At 66.6% G+C, this 20,141-nt stretch carries 18 protein-coding genes, 1 tRNA gene and 1 pseudogene; 10 read left to right on the top strand and 10 right to left on the bottom strand.

The genetic code is table 11. The features are described 5' to 3' along the window. Nucleotides 1–61 precede the first annotated feature (61 nt). Together thiM and thiE are read right to left on the bottom strand one after the other, a co-directional pair. Nucleotides 62–877 (bottom strand): hydroxyethylthiazole kinase, encoded by an 816-nt coding sequence (gene thiM / locus U5918_RS10165; protein ID WP_336001239.1) that lies wholly within the window; start codon nt 875–877, stop codon nt 62–64. Further along, the gene (gene thiE, locus U5918_RS10160) at nt 874–1,506 is read right to left on the bottom strand and encodes a thiamine phosphate synthase (RefSeq protein ID WP_418771365.1); all 633 of its coding nucleotides are present in this window, start codon (nt 1,504–1,506) and stop codon (nt 874–876) included. The genes thiM and thiE overlap by 4 nt, the downstream gene beginning before the upstream one ends. Before the next feature lie 144 nt (nt 1,507–1,650). Here thiE and U5918_RS10155 point away from each other — a divergent pair. Then, nucleotides 1,651–1,723: transfer RNA gene (locus U5918_RS10155), tRNA-Gln, on the top strand. A 121-nt stretch (nt 1,724–1,844) separates the two neighbouring features. Here U5918_RS10155 and U5918_RS10150 read toward each other — a convergent pair. Next, complete coding sequence (locus U5918_RS10150; RefSeq protein WP_336001237.1) at nt 1,845–2,225, bottom strand: hypothetical protein; 381 nt, start codon at nt 2,223–2,225, stop codon at nt 1,845–1,847. Nucleotides 2,226–2,318: 93 nt separating this feature from the next. On the opposite strand from U5918_RS10150, the gene U5918_RS10145 reads away from it, so the two are divergent. Then, a complete protein-coding gene (locus U5918_RS10145) occupies nt 2,319–3,176 on the top strand; it encodes an IS5 family transposase (protein WP_336001236.1) in 858 nt (285 codons plus the stop codon). A gap of 52 nt (nt 3,177–3,228) precedes the next feature. Here the strand turns inward: U5918_RS10145 and U5918_RS10140 are convergent, their stop codons facing one another. Then, nucleotides 3,229–3,663 (bottom strand): SRPBCC domain-containing protein, encoded by a 435-nt coding sequence (locus U5918_RS10140; RefSeq protein WP_336001235.1) that lies wholly within the window; start codon nt 3,661–3,663, stop codon nt 3,229–3,231. A 507-nt stretch (nt 3,664–4,170) separates the two neighbouring features. Between U5918_RS10140 and U5918_RS10135 the strand changes: the two genes are divergently transcribed. Then, nucleotides 4,171–4,998: a hypothetical protein gene (locus U5918_RS10135; RefSeq protein ID WP_336001234.1), complete on the top strand. Its 828-nt coding sequence runs from the start codon at nt 4,171–4,173 to the stop codon at nt 4,996–4,998. Next, the gene (locus U5918_RS10130; protein WP_336001233.1) at nt 4,991–5,551 is read left to right on the top strand and encodes a hypothetical protein; all 561 of its coding nucleotides are present in this window, start codon (nt 4,991–4,993) and stop codon (nt 5,549–5,551) included. Before U5918_RS10135 ends, U5918_RS10130 begins: the two co-directional genes overlap by 8 nt. 303 nt (nt 5,552–5,854) lie before the next feature. On the opposite strand, the gene U5918_RS10125 is transcribed toward U5918_RS10130, so the two are convergent. Beyond that, entirely contained in the window at nt 5,855–6,652 is a 798-nt protein-coding gene (locus U5918_RS10125; protein ID WP_336001232.1) for a hypothetical protein, read from the bottom strand. 91 nt (nt 6,653–6,743) lie between these two features. Beyond that, nucleotides 6,744–7,466 (bottom strand): profilin-fold protein, encoded by a 723-nt coding sequence (locus tag U5918_RS10120; protein WP_336001231.1) that lies wholly within the window; start codon nt 7,464–7,466, stop codon nt 6,744–6,746. Between the two features lie 394 nt (nt 7,467–7,860). On the opposite strand from U5918_RS10120, the gene U5918_RS10115 reads away from it, so the two are divergent. After that, complete coding sequence (locus U5918_RS10115) at nt 7,861–9,120, top strand: hypothetical protein (protein ID WP_336001230.1); 1,260 nt, start codon at nt 7,861–7,863, stop codon at nt 9,118–9,120. A gap of 4 nt (nt 9,121–9,124) precedes the next feature. Here the strand turns inward: U5918_RS10115 and U5918_RS10110 are convergent, their stop codons facing one another. Both U5918_RS10110 and U5918_RS10105 read right to left on the bottom strand, forming a co-directional pair. After that, a complete protein-coding gene (locus U5918_RS10110) occupies nt 9,125–12,115 on the bottom strand; it encodes a PAS domain-containing protein (RefSeq protein ID WP_336001229.1) in 2,991 nt (996 codons plus the stop codon). Between the two features lie 194 nt (nt 12,116–12,309). Further along, a pseudogene (locus tag U5918_RS10105) lies at nt 12,310–12,744 on the bottom strand (type 1 periplasmic-binding domain-containing protein); the annotation flags it as partial. Between the two features lie 88 nt (nt 12,745–12,832). Here U5918_RS10105 and U5918_RS10100 point away from each other — a divergent pair. Further along, nucleotides 12,833–13,660, top strand: coding sequence for a proline dehydrogenase family protein (locus U5918_RS10100; protein ID WP_336001227.1), 828 nt, complete (start codon nt 12,833–12,835; stop codon nt 13,658–13,660). Nucleotides 13,661–13,665: 5 nt separating this feature from the next. Here the strand turns inward: U5918_RS10100 and U5918_RS10095 are convergent, their stop codons facing one another. Beyond that, nucleotides 13,666–14,388, bottom strand: a complete 723-nt coding sequence (locus tag U5918_RS10095) for a helix-turn-helix domain-containing protein (protein WP_336001226.1) — start codon at nt 14,386–14,388, stop codon at nt 13,666–13,668. Nucleotides 14,389–14,556: 168 nt separating this feature from the next. On the opposite strand from U5918_RS10095, the gene U5918_RS10090 reads away from it, so the two are divergent. From U5918_RS10090 to queC, 4 genes are all read left to right on the top strand, one after another. Continuing rightward, complete coding sequence (locus U5918_RS10090) at nt 14,557–16,080, top strand: aldehyde dehydrogenase family protein (protein ID WP_336001225.1); 1,524 nt, start codon at nt 14,557–14,559, stop codon at nt 16,078–16,080. A gap of 152 nt (nt 16,081–16,232) precedes the next feature. Continuing rightward, on the top strand, nt 16,233–16,694 hold the full coding sequence (locus U5918_RS10085) for a 6-pyruvoyl trahydropterin synthase family protein (RefSeq protein ID WP_336001224.1): 462 nt from the start codon (nt 16,233–16,235) through the stop codon (nt 16,692–16,694). Further along, the gene (locus U5918_RS10080; protein WP_336001223.1) at nt 16,694–17,497 is read left to right on the top strand and encodes a 7-carboxy-7-deazaguanine synthase QueE; all 804 of its coding nucleotides are present in this window, start codon (nt 16,694–16,696) and stop codon (nt 17,495–17,497) included. Before U5918_RS10085 ends, U5918_RS10080 begins: the two co-directional genes overlap by 1 nt. Before the next feature lie 25 nt (nt 17,498–17,522). Continuing rightward, a complete protein-coding gene (gene queC, locus U5918_RS10075; protein ID WP_336001222.1) occupies nt 17,523–18,290 on the top strand; it encodes a 7-cyano-7-deazaguanine synthase QueC in 768 nt (255 codons plus the stop codon). On the opposite strand, the gene U5918_RS10070 is transcribed toward queC, so the two are convergent. Next, nucleotides 18,287–20,140 carry a type IV secretory system conjugative DNA transfer family protein gene (locus tag U5918_RS10070; RefSeq protein ID WP_336001221.1) on the bottom strand — a complete coding sequence of 618 codons (1,854 nt, stop codon included), beginning with the start codon at nt 20,138–20,140 and terminating at the stop codon, nt 18,287–18,289. The genes queC and U5918_RS10070 overlap by 4 nt on opposite strands. Between the last annotated feature and the right edge of the window lies 1 nt (nt 20,141).

Here is a 20,141-nt window from a genome sequence, read left to right as displayed (position 1 = left end):
CCTACGAAGGAAACTTTGGTGCCAGAATATTACCTACGAAGGAAATAATCGGAAGCGTCGTTCAGCCCAGTTCCGTGATCCGGTCCGCGTCGGACGCGGCCTCGGCCGCGTCGAGCCCCGCGGTGGCGTCGAGGAAGGCGATCCGGTAGCTGGCCGGCCCCTCGAACTCGCCGTAGGCGCCCGCCGCGGCGCGTTCGCCGGCGCGGCCGAAGGCGACCGTCGCGGCCAGACTCGCGTCCAGCGGGTCGGCGACGCTGCCGGCGAAGACGGCCGCGGTCGCGCCGAGCATACAGCCCGACCCGACGAACTCGCCCATGCGGGCGTCGCCGACATCGACCTCGAACGCGCGGTCGGCGGTCGCCACCACGTCCGTCACGCCGGAGGCGATCACGACGGCCCCGGTGCCCTCGGCGACCGCCTGCGCCGTCGGGACGATGTCGTCGTACTCACCGACCGACTCGACGCCGCGGACGTCGGCCGTCTCGCCCGCCAGCGCCGTGATCTCGCCGTAGTTGCCCTTGATGACCGTCGGATCGAGGTCGGTCACCAGCCGTTCTGCCGCCTCGTCCCGGACCGACGTCGCGCCGACGCCCACGGGGTCGACGACGATGGGCACGTCGTGTTCCATCGCCGATTCGCCGGTGGCGAGGAAGGTTTCGAGGCCCGCCTCGGAGACGGTGCCCATGTTGAGGAGGAGGCCCTGCGCGCCGGCGACCATCTCCGGCGCGTCGCCGGGATCGTCGGACATGACCGGGAGGCCGCCCCAGTGGAGGACGACGTTGGCCACGTCGTTGACCGTCACGTCGTTGGTGATGCAGTTGACGAGCGGTCCCGTCTCCGCGACGGCGTCGAAGGCCGCCTGCAGATCCACGCTCATGCTTCCACCCGTCCGGCAGCGACCGCGTCGTTCAGTTCGTGGGTCGCCGCCGCCGGATCGTCGGCCGCCGTGATCGCCGAGATCACCGCGACGCCGTCCGCACCGGCACGGACCACGTCCGCCGCGTTCGCCGCCGCCACGCCGCCGATGCCCACGAAGGGAATATCGACCGCCGCGTCGATCGCTTCGATCCGTTCGAGCCCGATCTCCGATTGCTCCGGGTCGGTGTCCTTCGAGTCGGTCGCGAACACGGCGCCGACGCCGAGGTAGTCAGCGCCCGCCTGCTCGGCCTCGCGGGCCGCCTCGACGGTGGAGACCGACCGGCCCACGATCGCGTCGTCGCCGAGTTGCTCGCGGGCGACGGACACGGGCAGGTCGTCGTCCCCGAGGTGGACGCCGTCGGCGTCGATCGCCGCCGCGATGTCGATGCGGTCGTTGACGATCAGCAGGACGTCGGCCTCGGCTGTCAGGTCGCGGAGCCGCCGTCCGAGGTCGTAGCGCGCCCGCGCGGTCGCCTCCTTCTCGCGCAACTGCACGACGTCGATCCCGCCGTCGATGGCCGCCTCTACGATCTCGACCGTCGAGCGCCCCGCCGAGAGCGACTCGGCCGTCACCAGGTACGTGTCCAGATTCATCTGTAATATTGCCTCGTGGTCAGTCGCCTTGTGGGTTGGGTTTGTGACGTGAACCGGGCACACACCGCGTCCGCGCGCCGGAAACCCGCCGACGGAGTCCGCAACACTCATAAGGACAAACGGGTTATCCAGAATCACAGTCCATTGGGGTAGTGGCCAATCCTGAAGCCTTCTGGGGGCTTCGACCCTGGTTCGAATCCAGGATGGACTACTTCTCCGGGCGTTCTAATCCTATAGCACTGCCTTTGCCGCCTGAGTCCGTATACTAAATCTTGGACGTCTCTTGGTGGTACTGCGGATATCCACGGACAGAAACCCGTACTAATTCAGTATTATAGCATTTTATACTTCTCTTCAACCTTCAGTAAATCTTCTAGAAACTGTTCGGTTTGACTTTCTCCATTATAGACATCATGGATGCACAATGATCGAATCGTAGCTTCGCTTCTATCGTAAGCGTCGGCAGTCTGTGTTAGTGCTCTATCCAAGCGGCTCTCATTTTCGGTTCGGTACACGTCGCCATCGTCATCCCGCTTAACCGGCGATCCTTCAAGTTGAATAAATCTGTTTGCCACAGACAGTCGATATCTTGAGCCATTTTTATCGTCGGTGAGCGGGGGGAATATCTCGCTACAGATCATCCATAGTTTCTCTTCATCCGAGAGCTCTGCTTCTTGCGTCCGTATCTTTTCGAGCAGACTCTGTATTGCCATACCATAACACGCATTTCCAAATCACAAATAGTTGGCCCTGGCCTTGTTGAAACCCTTGCGGGCAAACATGATGGACGAGTAGTCTGAGACAGGATGGATTCCCTGCCGAAGTCACGACTTCTCCGGTTCGTTGAACGAGCTATGGTGCTGGCTCGCCGTGCTGTTACACGGTTTTCGACACGCTATTCTCGGAAGCGGTTCACGCTCCGCCAGCACGTCGTTCTTCTCTGTCTCAAGGTGAAGAAGACGACCACGTACCGCGACCTCGTTGATGAACTTATCGAGATGCCCCGCATTTGTGACGCCCTCGGTCTCGATTCGATTCCCGCACCCTCGACACTCTGCAAGGCGTTCGACCGCTTGGAGATGGCCGTCTGGCGGGTTCTGCTGAACGTTTCGCTTGCGGACTTGCCGCTGAACGGTGTCACCGGTATCGATGCCTCCGGGTTTGAGCGGGCGCATGCCTCAACTCACTACACGAAACGAACAAACCTCACCATCCAGCACTTGAAAACAACGCTGTTGGTCGATACAGCGACCAACGCAATTCTCGATGTGCACGTGACGACAACGCGGAAGCACGACACGCAGATTGCGCCACAAGTAGTGAAACGGAACGTCCAGTCTATCGCGGTCTTGACCGGTGACAAGGGATACGACGACCAGAAGCTACGGCAGCTCGCCCGTGACCACGGTATTCGACCACTTATTAAGCATCGTGAGTTCACCTCACTCCACAAAGCGTGGAATGCACGGCTGGACAGCGACCTCTACCATCGTCGAAACATGAACGAGACAGTCAACGCGGTGATCAAACAGAAGTTCGGAGCTTTTGTGCGGTCACGTCTCTGGTGGAAGCAGTTCCGTGAACTCCTCATCAAGTGTGTCGTTCACAATGTGGAACGAGGGCTGGCTATTTCAGACGATGAGTGCGAATATCCGGAATTCTGAGAGGAATCGACTGCTGAATATAGAGGTGTATGCAGCATATCCGGCAACGAAATTAGCTGTTTTCCACGCGTCGCTTCAAGGCCTCGTTCACTTGATTGAATCCTGCCTCGACATCGTCGCCGATTCGACGGTTGATAAATCCCACCAATACCCCGCGAAAGGTTTCAGCCTGTGTCAGTCGCGTCCGCTCACCGTCGTCAAGCGAAGTGAGTTCGAATCGATGCTCGCCGTCGTAGAGTCCGGAGACAAACAGTCGACCTTGCCACCGAAGCTCGGTCGGTCTGTCCGCCACGAGAACCCTCGGGTTGAACGTCATTTTTCTCATATTCTCGTAATCCATCGTCACCTCCAGTCGGTCGCCCTCGACCGCATCTCCATCTATCTCCATCGCTGGATTCCATTCGGGATACGCCTCAAAATCAGTCAAGACAGCCCACACAGCCTCTGGCGAGCCGTCTATCTCGATGTCTGTTATTATTTCGTCCATGTACGTCTCAATGCAGCGCTAATATGAATCAGTATCGCAGGCTTCGCCGTACATTCCACACGGCTATGCGAGATACGCGCTCTGTATTCAGCACGGCCTCAACAACCTGTCTGTGACTGAGGATTTCAACAGAGCCTTGGCCCTTACAATATCACCCATGCTGAGGCGGTTGGAGTGGCGGCAATAGGGGGTTCCTGACGCTCGTAACAAGTGGCCGTGGATTCCCCCCCAACGACTTTATCGGTCGCCTTCGCCAGATCAGGCGTGCGTGTAGAGGTCGAACCGAACGATTGGGAAGCGCTTGATCTGTGGTGGTCGACACACACGCAGACTCAGCCAATCACCCAAAGCCATGATTCGGCACAACCCCTCCACGTAGCGCGGTTGGCTGACTGCTGGGAAGACCTCGATTCGTGGTGGCAGGCGTATGCAGACTCGTCGCACCCCGCCCGCAGCGTCGCCTCAACGCGGACACTCGTCACAAATGGGCTGACTGGCTGGTGGCATATGCTTGACCCGTGGTGGGAACTCTACAGCGAGACTGGCTATAAGACCGCCGTCGAGGTAGCCGACCTGTTGGACCAATCCAACGAGAGGTGGAAGCGCTCGAAGTCGCCCTTCGAAACGGATCCGCTGGCGTCGGCGCTGACCCAAGACATGGGACCGCTCTTGCCGAACAACGAAGAAGGATGGTCGGACTGGCTGGCGCGACTGTTGCGACAGTCCGCAGCGTTAGTCTCTGAACTCTTTGATAAAGACGTGGGTCTAGTTCCAGATGAAGTCATCCGTGAGGACCGGCTCTTGAAGGAGGAGGGAGGCTCTCGACGACCAGATATACTAATTCTTTATCCTGATCGTGGTTTCTCAATCGAAGTAAAACTTGACGACACCCACTACAGGAAGACTGCGGAGACGACGCGGCTCACCGAACGCGACTACCCCGATCAGGAGTGGACTCATACGCTCCTCCTACCAAAGAAAAATATTGACCGTCTCCGGTCAAAGGTCGATCCATTAGTCAGGCGCCATCCTAAAGAAGGACTGCAAATTGAGTGGGAAACGGCCGGTCCAGTCTCCGTAATGTATTGGCAGGACGTGACCACAGCGATTCGAACGCTCCTACGCCAAGGTGAAGCGGTTGACGACCATTGGGCGGCCAATGCATACCTTTTCTGTGCGGCCGCGGAGCAACAACTCATGAAGTTTCAGCCACATCCGACGATCGATCGAATGGCTAAGCCAGCGAACGTTGTCGAGACGATTCAACCAATCACGCTTTCGAGAATCCTGGGAGAACAACTAACATATCTGCGCGAGAGGATGGATTATGAGTGAGGAATTCCTCACAAAGGGCCTCCAGAGCGATCGCTATCTGAAAGCGCTTCGACTAATCAAGCAATTCGAGAACGAGATCGAAGCAATACTGCACGAGTTCGATCAGCGAATGGTCGACGAACAGCCCGGCCTGTTCGATTCGAGTACTGGGCTTAGTGTGAGGACCAACCAAAGCCCGAGTAGTGGACTTGCTACTCACCGAATCAACCACGCAATGAAAGGGCCTCGAGCCCCGGATAGCAACCAACGGCTGAACGTCCACCTTTACTGGATGCCACCCACAGAGTACAACCGAACCGATGTCGACGGGGCGCTCCGGGCGTTCGGATACAAGGTAAAGGGTGCCCAGTCGGCCAGTGATGACCGGGTCGTTGAACAGACTCGTGCCGGCGATTGGTCGGTGGAAACATCAGAAAACCCATACGATTCCAACATCGCCTTCTATGACCACGTCAGTTCGGCTGAAGAAATCGAGGACACCTTGGAGACCCTTGTGAGGCACTTCTCGGAGTTCGGAGAGGCGTACGCGGCCGACTCAGACGGACACCCGTAACGGGCGACAAGCAAGCCCAAAGATTAGAAATTCTGACATTTACCGCCAGGATGGACTATCCTGCCGTAACTCACCGCCGAACTCCGCTCAGCGGCGACTGCGGGGCGATCCGTCCACCGGAGAGTCGCCTCGTCGTCGAAACAGTGGCCGTCCCCGGAAAACCTCCATGAGAGTCCGGGGACGGGCTGGTGGCAGCAAGGACAGGCGCGGTGGTGTGAAATGACACCTGCCCACGGCTGCCGTCGGACGGGGGGATAACGGACCTGTCGATGACTCAAACTGTCGTTTGTGTGAACTAGTCCCTCAGTCGGCGCCGGGGTCGTCGGCCCCGCGGCGGCGGTCTTCGGGTCGGTCGCGACTCCAGGTGGTGGGGTCGTAGATGCGCTGGACCTCGCCGCCCTGCTGTCTGATGGCGACGGCGGTGGTGAACAGGAAGGCGCCCGTGAGTACCGTCCCGACGAGGGCGACGCCGTCGCCGACGGCTGCGGTGGGCAGCGAGAGCACGGCGGCGTGGTCGGCGACGGCGACGACGGCCAGCGCGAGCAGTGCGGGGGTGAACTGGCGGGTGAAGGCCGCGATGCTCGTCCCTTCCTGTGCCCGGACGGTGCCGACGGCGTGGTACAGCGTGTAGGCGGTGGCGAGCACCAGGCCGCCGACTTCGAGCGCGGCGAGCGCCGGCGCGGCCGCGATCAGGTAGAGGAGCCACCAGGTGGCGACGAATGCGGCGACGACGGCGGGGCCGAGCCACTGGAGCGTCCCGTCGGGCAGGAGCGGGGCGCCGTCGACGGAGCGGTGGACGGCGCGCACGCCGACGGCGGCGAACAGGAAGGCAAAGACCGTCGCGCCGCGGCGGAAGGCGGCGGCCGGCGCGACGCCGGCGGTCTCGGCCAGTCCGGCGAGGCCGTAGATGGCGACGGCGCCGACGCCCACGGCGAGGTAGCGCCACCGCGTCCGGTAGGGGGCGGCGAGGACCTGGTGGGCGTAGCGTCTGAGATACCACAGCAGGCACCCCGCGGCGACCGCGACGGTCAGGTAGCTGAGAGCCCGCGCGACGGCGACCGTCGCGGCGGGGTCGGACACCGACTGCTGGAGCGGGTTCATGTCTCGACGATGGGTCCGGACGGCATTCAAGCGACGGACAGTTCTCAGTTTCCGGAAATCGAGTCGCTGCGGGGCTGCGTGGACCCTCGGCCTATAGTTGCACGGTCGCCAGGTCCGATTCGAGGTCGTCGACGTGGTCGTTGTACGCCTCGACGAAGCCGGCGAACTCGGGGGCGAGTTCCCGCAGGTCGGGGGCGGCTGGCGGTTCGTACTGTGAGAGGAGGTAGACGCCGCCCTCGCCGCCGACCCGGAGGTACGAGGTGCCGTCCTCGTCCCACTTCAGCTCCCAGCGGGTGCCGTCGACGCGCGCGGTGAAGGTGCCGTAGTCACCGCCCTCGTAGCGCCGGAGGGCGCGGGCGATGGCGTCACTGGTGTCCCGGATCGCGTTGACGATGCGGTCGCGCTCGGCGACGACGCCGTCGACCGACGCGGGCGCGGGGAACTCCGTGGGCGCGTCCGCGAGGACGCCGTCCAGGCTGGCGACGTACTCCTCGAAGGCGGCGACGAACGCCGCGTAGTCTTCGAGCGCGGTCGCGAGCGGCCCGGTCTCGGGCGGCTGTTTCGTCGAGACGACGTACACCTCGCTACCGGATCCGGGATCGTAGCGGAGGTACTCGACGTCGCCGGCCTCGTACTTGACCGTCCACTCACCCCGCTCGGTGTCGAACCGCCGCTGGCCGTAGTCGCCGCCCTGGAGCCGGGCCAGCGCGTAGGCGATCTGCCCCGCGTGATCCCGCACCGCCGCCTGCACCTCGTCACGTCGCTCGGCGACCGCCTCGGCGTCCTGCAGGTCCACCTCGGGCCAGTCTGTCATCACCGACGGGAGGACTGCGAGGGGCATAACCACTGCGCTCGGGGCCGACCAGCGGAGGTGAAACGCCGACCGTGGTAGTGACTCACTAACGTAATGAAAGACCATGACGTTTATTATCCTGGCCGTAGACCGATGGTGTACGGACCACGAGTCCGTGAGTACCACTATGCGAGAGCGACAATCGACAGACCCCGACGGTCGACCAGCCCCATTGGTTCCGGAGATGCCGACGCGACGCGTCCACACCGACGGCGGACGCACGACAAAGGCCTCGAACGACCGCCTGGTACTCGCGGAACTCGACGCACCCATCGTCCCGGACCTCTCCTGAGGACGACGGTCACACCGCCGTTCTCGTCGCAGTTTTCAAGACCCGGCCACGCCATGCACAGTCATGGCGACAGCCGCGCTGACGGAACCGCACGTCCTCGCCCACGCCAAAGCGCGGCTGTTCCCCGACGAGGGGGACGAAACCTACGCCGTCGCCGACACCCAGTTCGCCCAGGAGCGCTGGATCGACGACCGCCCCATCGACGCCGACGTGCAGGATCAGCTGGCGCCGTTCAACCACGTCCGCGTCGGCTCGGGGTACCCCGATCTCGTGGGCGTTCCCGACCTCGAGAACGACCTGCTGGCCGTCGACCGGGTCGGTGACCAGCCGCCGCTGGCCGTCGTGGAGGCCAAAGGTGAGACCGAACGCGGAACCGGCACGGCCGCGGTCGAGCGCGGGATCGTCCAGGCCTACGACCGGCTCCACGAGGCCAACGTCGCGTTCGTCGCCGCGCCCGCCGAGTCGATCCCGCCGTCGGCGACGACGCTCGCCCGGGAGCTGAACGTGGGCGTCCTCGCCGTCGCCGAGAGCGGTTCGGTCACGCCCGCGGTTCGACCCCGCGTCGTCGGCACCCGACAGTCCGGCGAGGCCGACGCTATCCGGTTCCAGGCCAGCGCCCAGGGCGTCGCGGACCGCAACTTCGGCCTGAACCACCCGAAGAACTACCTCGCCTACCCGCTGGCGCTCGTCCACGGTAGGGATACCGAGACGCTGCTCGCCGAACGCGTGGTCGGCGCGACCGATGCGGCCCGGACCGGCGCCGCGTTTCTCGACCTGATCGACGACCGGCCCGCGGGTCCGCGGCTGACGCCACTCGGCGAGGAGGTCGTCCGGTTCGCACTCGGGGAGTACGGGTCGGTCAACGCCGCCCTCGACGCCTTCCGGGACTGGAAGCGCTCCCGCAAGCGGTTCTGCGACCTCGCGCCGCGGTGGGGACAGCTGACCCGCCGGGTGGTCTACCGATACCCGGCGACGAAGTTCCTGGTCGACCGGCTCCAGCGGCTGGTCGACGACGGCGAGCCCTCTCCCTCGCTCGTCCAGCTGGTCGAGTACTGCCACGGGACCCAGCCGACCTTCACGATCGAGCTATTCGTTCGGGGGACCGACGACGTACGCCAGCGGGTCCTGACGGGGGAGGGTGAGCTACGGTCCGCGGCGCTCGACGACGGCGACGTCTACCACTCCCCGACGGTCTTTCAGCTCAAGACGATGCTGTATCACGCCGGCATCGTGACCGAGACCGGCACCGAGCCCTCGAACCTCGATCCAGGAACCGACGAGTGGGCGCTCCGGCAACCGCTCGACCGGTTCCGCTCGACCTAGGTTCTCAGCGGGGGAGCCTGATCGCGACGGTCGTCCCGTCCTCGCCGCTCCGTTCCAGCGCGAGATCGCCGCTGTGTTTGTCGACGACCCACCGGACGAGCCACAGGCCCAGCCCCTGGGTGTGCTGGAGCTGCGTGATCTCCTGCTCGCCAGCCACGACTTCCCACTCCGACTCGGGCATCCCGGGGCCGTCGTCACTGACGCGGAGACACACGGCGTTCGAGTCCGGCGCGTCGGCGAGTTCGACGGCGACGCTGGGAGCGTCACCGCCCACGTGTTCGATAGCGTCGTCGGACCCCGTCCGACTGCTCGTCGAGCTGTGCTCGACGGCGTTGTCGACGAGTTCCGCGATGCCGACCAGCAGGTGGTGGCTGAACGACACGGTCCCCGTCGCCTCGTTCGCGAGCGTCGCGTCGGCCTCGGGGTAATCCGCGAGGACGTCGGCGTCGATCTGCTCGGCCGCACGCTCGACCGGGACCGATTCGACGTCCTCGGCGTCCATCTCGAGGACGCGCTGGATCGTCCGTGCGGTGTCGGCGGCCTCGACGAGCGACGAACTCGCCTCGAAGATCTGGCGGGCGAAGTCCCCGATCTCCGCGTTCGTCTCCCGCTGGACGATCGCCTCCGCGTACCCCTGGATGACCGTCGTCTCGTTGCGGAGGTTGTGCCGGAGCAGGCGGTGGAGCACCTGCAGGTGGGTCTCGCGCTGGGCGAGGTCCGTCACGTCCGTGAGGACGACGAAGGCCCGCTGACCGTCCGTGCTCTCGTAGGGCACCGTCTTCAGGACGAACCGCTTGCGCTCGGCGCCCGTCTGCGTGCTCACCGCCGTCTCGACGCTCGCGCCGGGCGACGTGACGGGGTCGAGGGCGGCCGCGATGGACTCCGGCAGCGCCTGGCGCACCGCCGCCAGCGGCCGGTCGACGAGGGAGCGGTCCCGCTCGTCACACAGGGCGGCGAAGGCGGCGTTCGCCCGGCTGACGACCGCGCCGTCGGGGCCGTACTCGACGTCGGCGACGGGGTCGGAGAGCGTCTCGAACAGCTCGGTGAACCGCTGGCGGTTGCGCGAGGCCGCCTGCTGGGCCGACCGCAGCGCCGAGAGGTCCCGGACCGTCCCGACGACGCCGTCCCCGTACGGACTGGAGAAGCGGGCGGTCCGGATCCGGCTGGGGACGGCCTCGCCGTCCCGGGTTCGCAGATCGGTCTCGACGTCCGCGGCGGTCTCGAGGTCCGCGACGGCGGCGGCCGCCTCGGTGTCGGCGAGGAACTCGCCGATCTCCCGGCCGGCAAGCGCCTCGCGGTCCGCGCCGACGCTCTCGGCGAACTGCTCCGTCGCGAGCGTGATGCGGCCGTCGTCGTCGAGCGTGAACAGCTTGTCCTCGGCGGCCTCGATGACGGCCTCGTAGCGCCGGCGCTCCTCCTCGCGAGTGACCCCCTCGAAGGCCGCGGCGGCGGTCTCGGCGAGCAACTCGATCAGCCGTTCGTCGTCGTCGGTGAACCCCGCCTCGTCACGCGTGCCGAAACTGAGCGTGCGGGTATCGCCGATCGGGCAGTAGCCGCCGACCTCGACGCCGCCGCGGTCCCAGTCGTCCAGCCCGGAGCGGGCCTCCTGCACGACGAGGCGGTCCTCGGTGTAGGCGGTTCCGACCGGCCCCTCTTCGAGGGCGTAGGCCGGCCGCTCGGTCGAGGTTTCGTCGCCGCCGTCGGACGTGGCCACGGGAACCAGACGGTCGGTCTCGGCGTCGTGTTCGTGGACGGCGACCAGGTCGAACCCGAAGACGTCGACGACGGTGTCGACCACCTGCCGCGCGACCTCGTCGGTCGTCGTGGCGGCCATCATGTCCTGGGTCGCCGCGAGGATGCCCGAGAGGACGTCATGGCGGCGGCGCTGTCGGCTCACGTCCCGGAGCGTACCGACCGTCCCCGTGAACTCGCCGTCTTCGGAGAGCGGGCGCAGCGTCATCCGGTCCGTGGCGGGGACGGTCCCGTCGTCGGCCGTGACGAGTTCCACGTCCAGTTTGGCGATCGGCATCCCGTCGCTGTCGGCCTGTTCCCGGAGCAGGTCACGCAGCGCGTCCTCGGCTTCCGCGACTGTCCCGTCGTCCTTGATGATGTGGACGGACGACCCGAGGAGGTCGTCGCGGTCGTAGCCCGTCATCGCACAGAGCGCGTCGTTGACGTAGGTGAACCGGCCCTCGGCGTCGAGGAGGTAGACCGCGTCCCCGACGGTCTCGACGAGGTGCTCGTACCGGGCCTGCTGGATCTCGCGCTGTTTGCGCTCGGTGATCTCCCGGCCGTACAGCGACAGCCCCGCCGCCGAGGGGTAGGCCGTCACCTCGAACCACTGCGCCGTCGCCGGCGCCTGGAACTCCGTGGTGACGGTCTCTCCCGCGTCCATCGCGCGTTCGAGGGCCGGTCGCAGGTCCTCCGTCACCGCCGGCGGGAGGCGGTCCCAGAGCCTGTCCCCAAGGACGTCACCGTCGGCGTCCCGGAGTAGTGCCGCCATCGCGTCGTTCAGGTAGGTGATCCGGAATCGGTCGTCCAGTGCCAGCACCCCGTCGCTGATCCGCTGGAGCGCCCGGTCGGGGACGGCGTGGTCGTCGGTGGCGCTCGGGCCCCCGACCCCGTCCAGCCGGTGGCCGAGCTTCGCTGCCAGCACGTCCCAGCCGTCGGCCGGCGACCAGTGGAACACGTCGGTCGCGCCGGCGTCCAGCCCCGCGGTCACGACGGCCGCCTCGGTCGTGACCCAGATGGCCCGCCCGGCAGTCAGCGCGGCCGCGTCAGCCGGCACCCGCTCGGTGAACACGAGCGTCAGGTGCGCCTCGTCGGACCCGGCGGACTCGCCGCGACCCGAAAGCGACTCGAACGCGGCGAGGGACAGCGACGACGCGTCCTCGATCCCCCGCCGCAGCTCGGCCGGCGCGGCCGGAAAGTCGTCGTCGTAGTAGACGACCGTCTCGGGGAGTCGGTCGCGCGCGATCGGGTCCGACACCGTCATTGTCCGAACCTGGCACTCGATGTACATCAGCGTTCGCCGCCGTTACCACGATTGATACCGATATCGGAGCGAGGCGGTCGCGGACGGGGACCGCGGGTATCAGCGGTCCGACGCGACGAGCCCGATGCTGCCGAGGACGATGTTACTGCTGAAGACGAGTCCGCTCGCGACGAGGTCGAGTACCATCGCTGGGCTCAGGACTCGATGAAGCCGATGCCCTCGTAGCTGTGATCCTGTCCCTCCAGAATCGGCAGGAACCCGACCGGATCGCCGTTCTCGTCGAAGTCGATCGGGCCGCTGACGCCCTGGTAGTCCACGTCCGACGGACCGCCGCCGTCGGCGAGGATCTCGTTGGCCGCCTCGAAGGTGGTCACCTGCTGGCCCTCGTGTCGGGTCACGTCGCGGACGACGTCGCCCAGCGCCGCGCCGGTGAACTCCTCGGCCGCCTGGATGGACAGCGCCGCGTTGATCACGCAGTCGAAGGCGTAGGCCGCACACGCGGTCGGCCCGTAGAACTGCGACTCGTAGCCGCTCGAGAACATCTCGTTGACCATCGTGGCGTACTCGGCCTGGTAGGTGACGAACAGCCAGGCGTCGGCCCCCGACCCGTTCATCTCCGAGACGCCGCCCTCGCTGTGTTTCTTCCTTTCTGACACGCGGAGACAGAACTATTTGGTCGGGTCTCGATATAGGTGCGTCTGGCGCCTCCGGGGACGTATGATTCCCCCGATCGCCAGTAATTTCGTGGCGGGCGAGACGGCCGCGGCGGCGATTGATCACGTCGACGACCTGAACGCCCGTGGCGTCCACGGCATCCTGAACCTGCTCGGCGAACACTACGAGGAACGCGAGAACGCGGACGCCGACGCCGACGCGTACGTCGACCTCGCGAACGCACTGGCCGAGCGCGAGACCGACGCCTGTCTCTCGGTCAAACCGAGCCAGATCGGGCTGGGGGTCGGCGACGCGGCCTTCGAGGAGAACCTGGCGCGGATCGTCGCGGCCGCCGACTGTTTCGTCTGGATCGACATGGAAGACCACACGACGACCGACGTGACACTCGACGCCTTCGAGCGCCACGCCCGCGAGACGGACGGGAACGTCGGCGTCTGCGTCCAGGCGAACCTCAAACGAACGGGCGAGGACCTCGAACGACTCGCCGACCTCCCGGGGAAGGTCCGGCTGGTGAAAGGGGCCTACGACGAACCCGCCGAGATCGCCTACAGGGAGAAAGCCCGCGTCGACGAGGCCTACCGCGAGTATCTGACCTACATGTTCGAGCACTTCGAGGACGGCATCGCCGTGGGCAGTCACGACCCGGCGATGATCGAGCTGGCCCAGGACCTCCATGCCGACCACGGGACGCCGTTCGAGATACAGATGCTCACGGGCGTCCGCGAGCGCGCCCAGTTCGACCTCGCCGAGGAGTACGAGGTCTACCAGTACATCCCCTACGGGAGCAAGTGGTTCTCTTATTTCTACCGGCGTATCCGTGAACGCAAGCAGAACGCTCTGTTCGCGCTGCGCGCCATCGTCGGTCGGTGAGCCTGTCAGGGGTTCAGGAGTTTGGCCTCGGCCTTCCGGAGGTGTTCGAGGAGGGTCGTCTTCGAGACGCCCAGGTCGTCGGCTAGCTCACGGGTCGACGCCTCCCGGGGCCACTGGTAGTAGCCGGCATCACGGGCGTGTTCGAAAGCCTGCCGCTGTGCGGGTGTGAGCGTGTCGAGTCGCTGGTCACGCGGGGTCGGTCCGTCCCGGGATCCGGTGGTGATCGAGTCGACGCTGACCTCGGCACCCGACGCTTCACGCACCTTCTCCAGTGACCCGTCGATCTCCGACCGGTCGTCGACGAAACAGACCTGCCACGTCTCGGATCCGTCTTCGATCCGAACCGGTGCGCTGTGGACGAACCCGTACTCGAGCAGCGTCGGGCACATCATGTCGTCGGGGTCGTACTCGACGAAAAACTCCCGGACGACGTTCCCCGGCGCGTTGCGCTCGCGGCCGAACCGCTCCTGTAACTCCGAGAGTTCGCCCGCGTGATCGGAGTCGCGGATCGTCTCGAGGAGGGCTTCGACCTCGCCCTCGTCGTCGCCGTACGCCGTGAACAGTCCCTGTACCGAGGTCGGCGCGTCGCCACCCGTCCGTGGCGAGTTGTAGATCGCGTGTGCCAGGACGCCCCCCGCCGTTCGCTCCGTGGCCTCGATCGCCCAGCAGTTCGGGTGCCACAGGTCGAGTGTCAGCCGTGTGGTTGATCTCTGGTCGATAGCAGCCATGAGTCTGTACTAGCCTATGCGTGTATGTATGTGTCGACGTCACAAACCCCCGCCCGACCATGGTCGGGTGGGGAAATAGCGGGCGAGACCGACAGACTGCGGCGGGTTTCCCGCGAACCGACCATGGTCGGACGGGGAACCTCATGCGGTAGTGTGGAAGTGAGTGCAATGACAGAGACGTACCAGCACTACATCGACGGCGAGTGGGTAACAGGAAAGGGAACTGACACCTTTACCAGCGAGAATCCCGCGACCGGCGAGCGGCTCGGCGAGTTCCGACGCGGCACGCCGGCGGACGTCGACAGCGCAGTCGACGCCGCCGACGCCGCGTACGAGGAGTGGCGGGTACTCTCCCGCATCGACCGCGCGGAGTTCCTGTGGGACGTCTACCACGAACTCCGTGATCGCACGGGCGAACTCGGGGAGATCGTCACCAGGGAGTGCGGGAAAGAGATCAGCGAGGGGCGAGCCGACGTCGTCGAGGCCGCACACATGGTCGAGTGGGCCGCCGGCGACGCTCGCCACCCGAAAGGCGACGTCGTTCCCTCCGAGATCGCCGCCAAGGACGCCTACATGCGCCGGAAACCCCGCGGCGTCACGGGGTGTATCACGCCGTGGAACTTCCCCATCGCGATCCCCTACTGGCACATGGCCGTCGCGCTGGTGGAGGGCAACACCGTCGTGTTCAAGCCCGCCGAGCAGACGCCGTGGTGCGCCCAGATCATCGCGGAGATGTTCGACGACGCCGGCATCCCGCCGGGCGTGTTCAACATGGTGCAGGGCTTCGGCGACGCCGGCAACGCCATCGTCGAGTCCGACGACGTGGCCACGGTGCTTTTCACCGGCTCCGCGGAGGTCGGGCACAGCATCGCCACCGACCTCGCCGGCGAGTCCGGCAAGCGCGTCGCCTGTGAGATGGGCGGGAAAAACGCCATCGTCGTCACCGACGAGGCCGACCTCGACATCGCCGTCCACGCGGCGGTGATGTCCTCGTTCAAGACGACCGGCCAGCGCTGCGTCTCCAGCGAGCGCCTGATCGTCCACACCGACGTGTACGAGGAGTTCAGAGACCGGTTCGTCGCGGCCGCGAGTTCGGTCGCCGTCGGCGACCCGCTCGACGAAACGACGTTCATGGGTCCGCTCATCGAGGCCGGTCACCGGGAGAAAGTCACCGAGTACGCCGATATCGCCCGCGAGGAGGGCGTCAACGTCCTCGTCGACCGGACGGAACTCGACGCCGAGGAGATCCCCGAAGGCCACGCCGAGGGCCACTGGGCGGGCCCGTTCGTCTACGAGGCCGACCCCGACGAGGACCTCCGTTGTACCAGCGAGGAGGTGTTCGGCCCCCACGTCGCCCTGCTGGAGTACGAGGGCGACATCGAGCGGGCGGTCGAGATCCAGAACGACACCGCCTACGGACTGGCGGGCGCCATCGTCTCGGAGGATTACCGTCAGATCAACTACTACCGCGACCACGCCGAACTCGGCCTGGCGTACGGCAACCTCCCCTGTATCGGTGCCGAGGTCCAGTTGCCCTTCGGCGGCGTCAAGAAGTCCGGCAACGGCTACCCCTCTGCCCGCGAGATCATCGAGGCCGTCACCGACCGCACCGCGTGGACGCTGAACAACTCCAAAGACATCCAGATGGCGCAGGGCCTCTCCGCGGACATCACCACCGAGGACGATGCCTGAGCCCACCTCCGCGCTCGTCTGCCCGACGTGCCGGACCGACCTCGAACGCCGCAACGGGATCGAGACCTGCGAGCAGTGTGGCTGGACGCCGCCCCAGGGCGCGGACTGATCGCGGCAGATAGCTTTTTGTATTCCTGAGATAATCCTGGGATATGACTGACAGCGCCGCCAGGGAGCGACGCGCCACCGACGCCCTCACCGACGCGGGCGAGCGGACGCTCCACGTCGGCCGTGACCGCCCGATCCGCATCAGTGCGGGCCATCGAATCCGCCATCACGACGGGAAGTGCGCGCGGCCCCACGGCCACAACTACGAGGTCAGCGTCGCCGTCACGGGCGAACTCACCGACGAGGGCTGGGTAGTTGATAAGGGAGATATTACAGAGGTACTCTCCGAGTGGGATCACAGGTTCCTCCTCGAGCGTGGCGATCCGCTGGTCGAGGCCTTCGAGGCGAGCGGCGACGGCGACGCCGTGGTCGTCCTCGACCACCCGCCGACGGCCGAGGTGATGAGCGTCGTCCTCGAACATCGACTCGACGAACGCCTCCCCGACACGGTGTCGGACGTGGCCGTCGAGGTGGCCGAGACCGGCGAACTCTGTGCGAGTTACTGATGCCGGTCGACGCCGACCCCGCGGACCTGGCCGGCGAGGGCGACGGCGACACCGAGTCGGCACTCCCGATCAACGAACTGTTCCACTCCCTGCAGGGCGAGGGCCGTCTCGCGGGCGTCCCGTCGGTGTTCGTCCGCACCAGCGGCTGTAACCTCCGGTGCTGGTTCTGTGACTCCTATCACACCTCCTGGGAGCCGTCCCACGCCTGGCTCGACCTGGACGAAATCGTCGCCGAAGTCGAGCGGTTCGCGGCCGACCACGTCGTCCTGACGGGCGGCGAGCCACTGCTCCACGAGGAGTCGGTGGCCCTGCTCGACCGGCTCGACGCGGCGGGGTATCACACCACCGTCGAGACCAACGGGACGGTCTACCGGGACGCCGCCATCGACCTCGCCAGCGTCAGCCCGAAACTGGCGAGCAGTACCCCCGTGGCCGACCTGGTCGCGGAGGGGACGCCCCGCCCCGACGGCGAACCGGTCGACGCCGCGGCCGCCGAGCGCCACGAGGCCGACCGGCTCGACCTGGCCGCGCTGGCCCGACTGGTCGAGGACTACGACACCCAGTTGAAGTTCGTCGTCACCGGGCCCGACGACCTGGACGAGATCGACCGCCTGGTCGACCGCGTCCGCGACGCCGCGAGCGCCACCGTCGCCGACACCGACGTGCTGTTGATGCCCGAGGGCACGACCCGGGAGACACTGGACGAGAACCGCGGGACGGTCGCAGAACTGGCGCTGGACCGGGGCTATCGCTACACGCCCCGGCTCCACGTCGACCTCTGGAACGACGCGCCCGGTACCTGACCCGACCGCACAGGACACACCCACCATGACCCGAGACGCCACCACCGACGCCGACGCATCGACGACTGACCGCGAGGGGCCCGCAGCCGACCGCCGCGCCGTGATCCTGGTCTCCGGCGGCATGGACAGCGCGACGGCCGTCTACGAGGCCATCGAGCGCGGCTACGACCCGTACCTGCTGCACACCTCCTACGGCCAGGAGACCGAGGCGAAGGAACGCGAGTGCGCCGAGGCCCTGGCTGCCGAGGTCGACGCCGCCGACTTCCTCCGCGTCGAGACGGAGCACCTGGCGGCGATCGGGGGCTCCAGCCTGACCGACGACGAGATCGACGTGGCCGACGCCGACCCCGACGGCGGGGGGATTCCGACCTCCTACGTCCCCTTCCGCAACGCCAACCTGCTCTCGATGGCCGTCTCCTGCGCCGAGGCCCGCGACTGTTCCGCGGTGTTCGTCGGCGCCCACAGCGAGGACTTCTCGGGCTACCCCGACTGCCGGCCCGCCTTCTTCGAGGCCTTCCAGACCGTGATCGACGTCGGGACGAAACCCGAGACCGAGATCGACCTGGTCGCGCCGTTCGTCGAGTGGTCCAAGACCGACATCGCCGAGCGGGGGCTGGACCTGGGCGTCCCCTACGAGCTGACCTGGAGCTGTTACCGCGAGGAGGCGCCGGCCTGCGGCACCTGCGACGCCTGTGCCTTCCGGCTCGAGGCGTTCCAGAACCTCGGCGTCCGGGACCCCATCGAGTACGCCGAGCGGCCGACGTACGCGGCGCAGTCCGATCAACAGGACTAGACGGACCGTTCGCCGTCACCGCTATCGAGCGGTGAGGTCGGCCCGGTTCCGCCCTCCTCCTTCGGCCGCCCGTCCCGCCGGAGCGCCCGCTCGATCAGGCGGTCGCGCTCGTCGCGTGTCCGCAGCGGCGGGAACGGCGGGTGGGTGTACACCCGGAAGGCCGCCGACCGCTCCATCGACTCCGAGAGGGTCGTCCGGAGCCAGACGTGGTAGTTGGACTCGCCGGTCAGCGTCTCGGCGTCGACGCCCAGCTGACTGTTGTAGGTCTCGGCCTGGCGGCGCGAGCCGGGATTGAACGAGACGACCGTGTCGCAGTTCGAGACCATCCCCTCGACGACCGACTCGGGGAGCTGGCCGGGGTACTGGGTGCAGAAGGTCAGCGAGAGGCGGTAACTCCGGCTCTCGGAGAGCATCGCCGTGATGGTCTCGTCGGCCAGCGCCACGTTGTCGAACTCGTCGCAAAAGAGGTAGAAGGGGTCCCGATCCCGGCGGTCCCGCTCGGAGCGGGCCCGGACGGCGCTCCAGATCCGGCGCAGGACCGCCATCGAGAGCCGCCGTTTGAGTTCCTTGGGCTCGCCGCCCATCCGCACGAGCAGGATCTCGCCCTCGGCGACGGCGCGGGGGACGCTGATCCCCGAGTCCCGCATCGCGACCATCCGCCGCGTGATCGGGTTCTCGAGCCAGGGGACCAGTGCCTCACCGACGCGCTCGCGGGCGCTCTCGGGGACCTCGGCGAACCGGTCGACGTAGCCGGGCTCGAGATCGACGCCCGCCGCCTCCATCCGGGCGACGAACGCCTCGCGGGCCGACGGATCGGAGACGAGGCGGGCGAAATCGACGAGCGTGAGGTCCGGCTCGTCGGGTCGGGTGCGGTTGTAGGAATTGATCGCGGCGACTGTCTCGCGGGCGACGCGGTCGAGCCGCGGGCCCCAGGCGTCGCGGACGGAAAGCAGCGCCACGAGGTCCTCGACGAGCGCGGTCACGGCCGTCTCGAAGGCCGGATCGCCCGGATCGAGGTCGAGTTCGAGGAAGTTGAAGCCGCTGACGGCCCCGCGGGTGCTGCCCGGTTCGAGCCAGCGCACCTCGTCCAGCCGGCGCTCGGGCAGGATCTCGACGAGTCGCTCGCTGTCGTCGCCCTTCGGGTCGACGAAGCAGCCGCCCGCGCCGGCCTCGACGAGCTGTTTGAACTCGTTCGTCAGCAGCGTCGACTTGCCGTAGCCCGTCACGCCGAAGACCGCGCGGTGGCGGAAGAGGTGGTCCTTCTCGATGCTGGCGTCCCGACCGGCGCGGGTGCCCGTCCCGACGAACAGCGGGGCGCCGCCGGACTCGCGAGGCACCGTCTCGATCTGCTGGCGGGCGCGCGGGCCGGCGAACACGCCCTCCGGGGCGCCTGCGAGGTTCCCCTCGTCGACGTCGTCGGTTCGGACCCCCCGCGACCGCACCGGCTTGCCGTGCTCGCGTTCGATCTCCGTCTCGACGATCGCGTATGGGAACGGCTCGGCCGCCTCCAGGGCCGCGTCGAGGTCGTCGAGTCGGTCGCCGAGGCGCTTGACGTCGGTCTGGGACGCATTGGCTCCGAGGTCGCCGTCGGCGAGGGCGTCGCGGAGGTCGGCGAGCGTCGTCGCGAGTTCGCTCGCGCTCGGCCCGGCCGCCGGCGGGACGTGTCGCAACTCCACGCCCTCGGCGGTGCAGCGATCGCCCGCCAGCAGCACGTCCAGTACGGCCTCGGCGACGGGTTCGCGGTCGGCCGCCGCCAGCCGCCGCTCCTCCAGTTCCGCGACGGAGTCGGCGAGGGTCTCGCGGACTCTCGCGAGGGTGGCGTCGTCGTCGGCGTGGGGGGTCTCCGCCATC

The sequence above is a fragment of the Halorientalis sp. LT38 genome (assembly GCF_037031225.1).
GTDB lineage: Archaea > Halobacteriota > Halobacteria > Halobacteriales > Haloarculaceae > Halorientalis > Halorientalis halophila.
The sequence above is the reverse complement of the archived record's forward strand: the minus strand, read 5'-3'. Positions and strand labels throughout refer to the sequence as shown.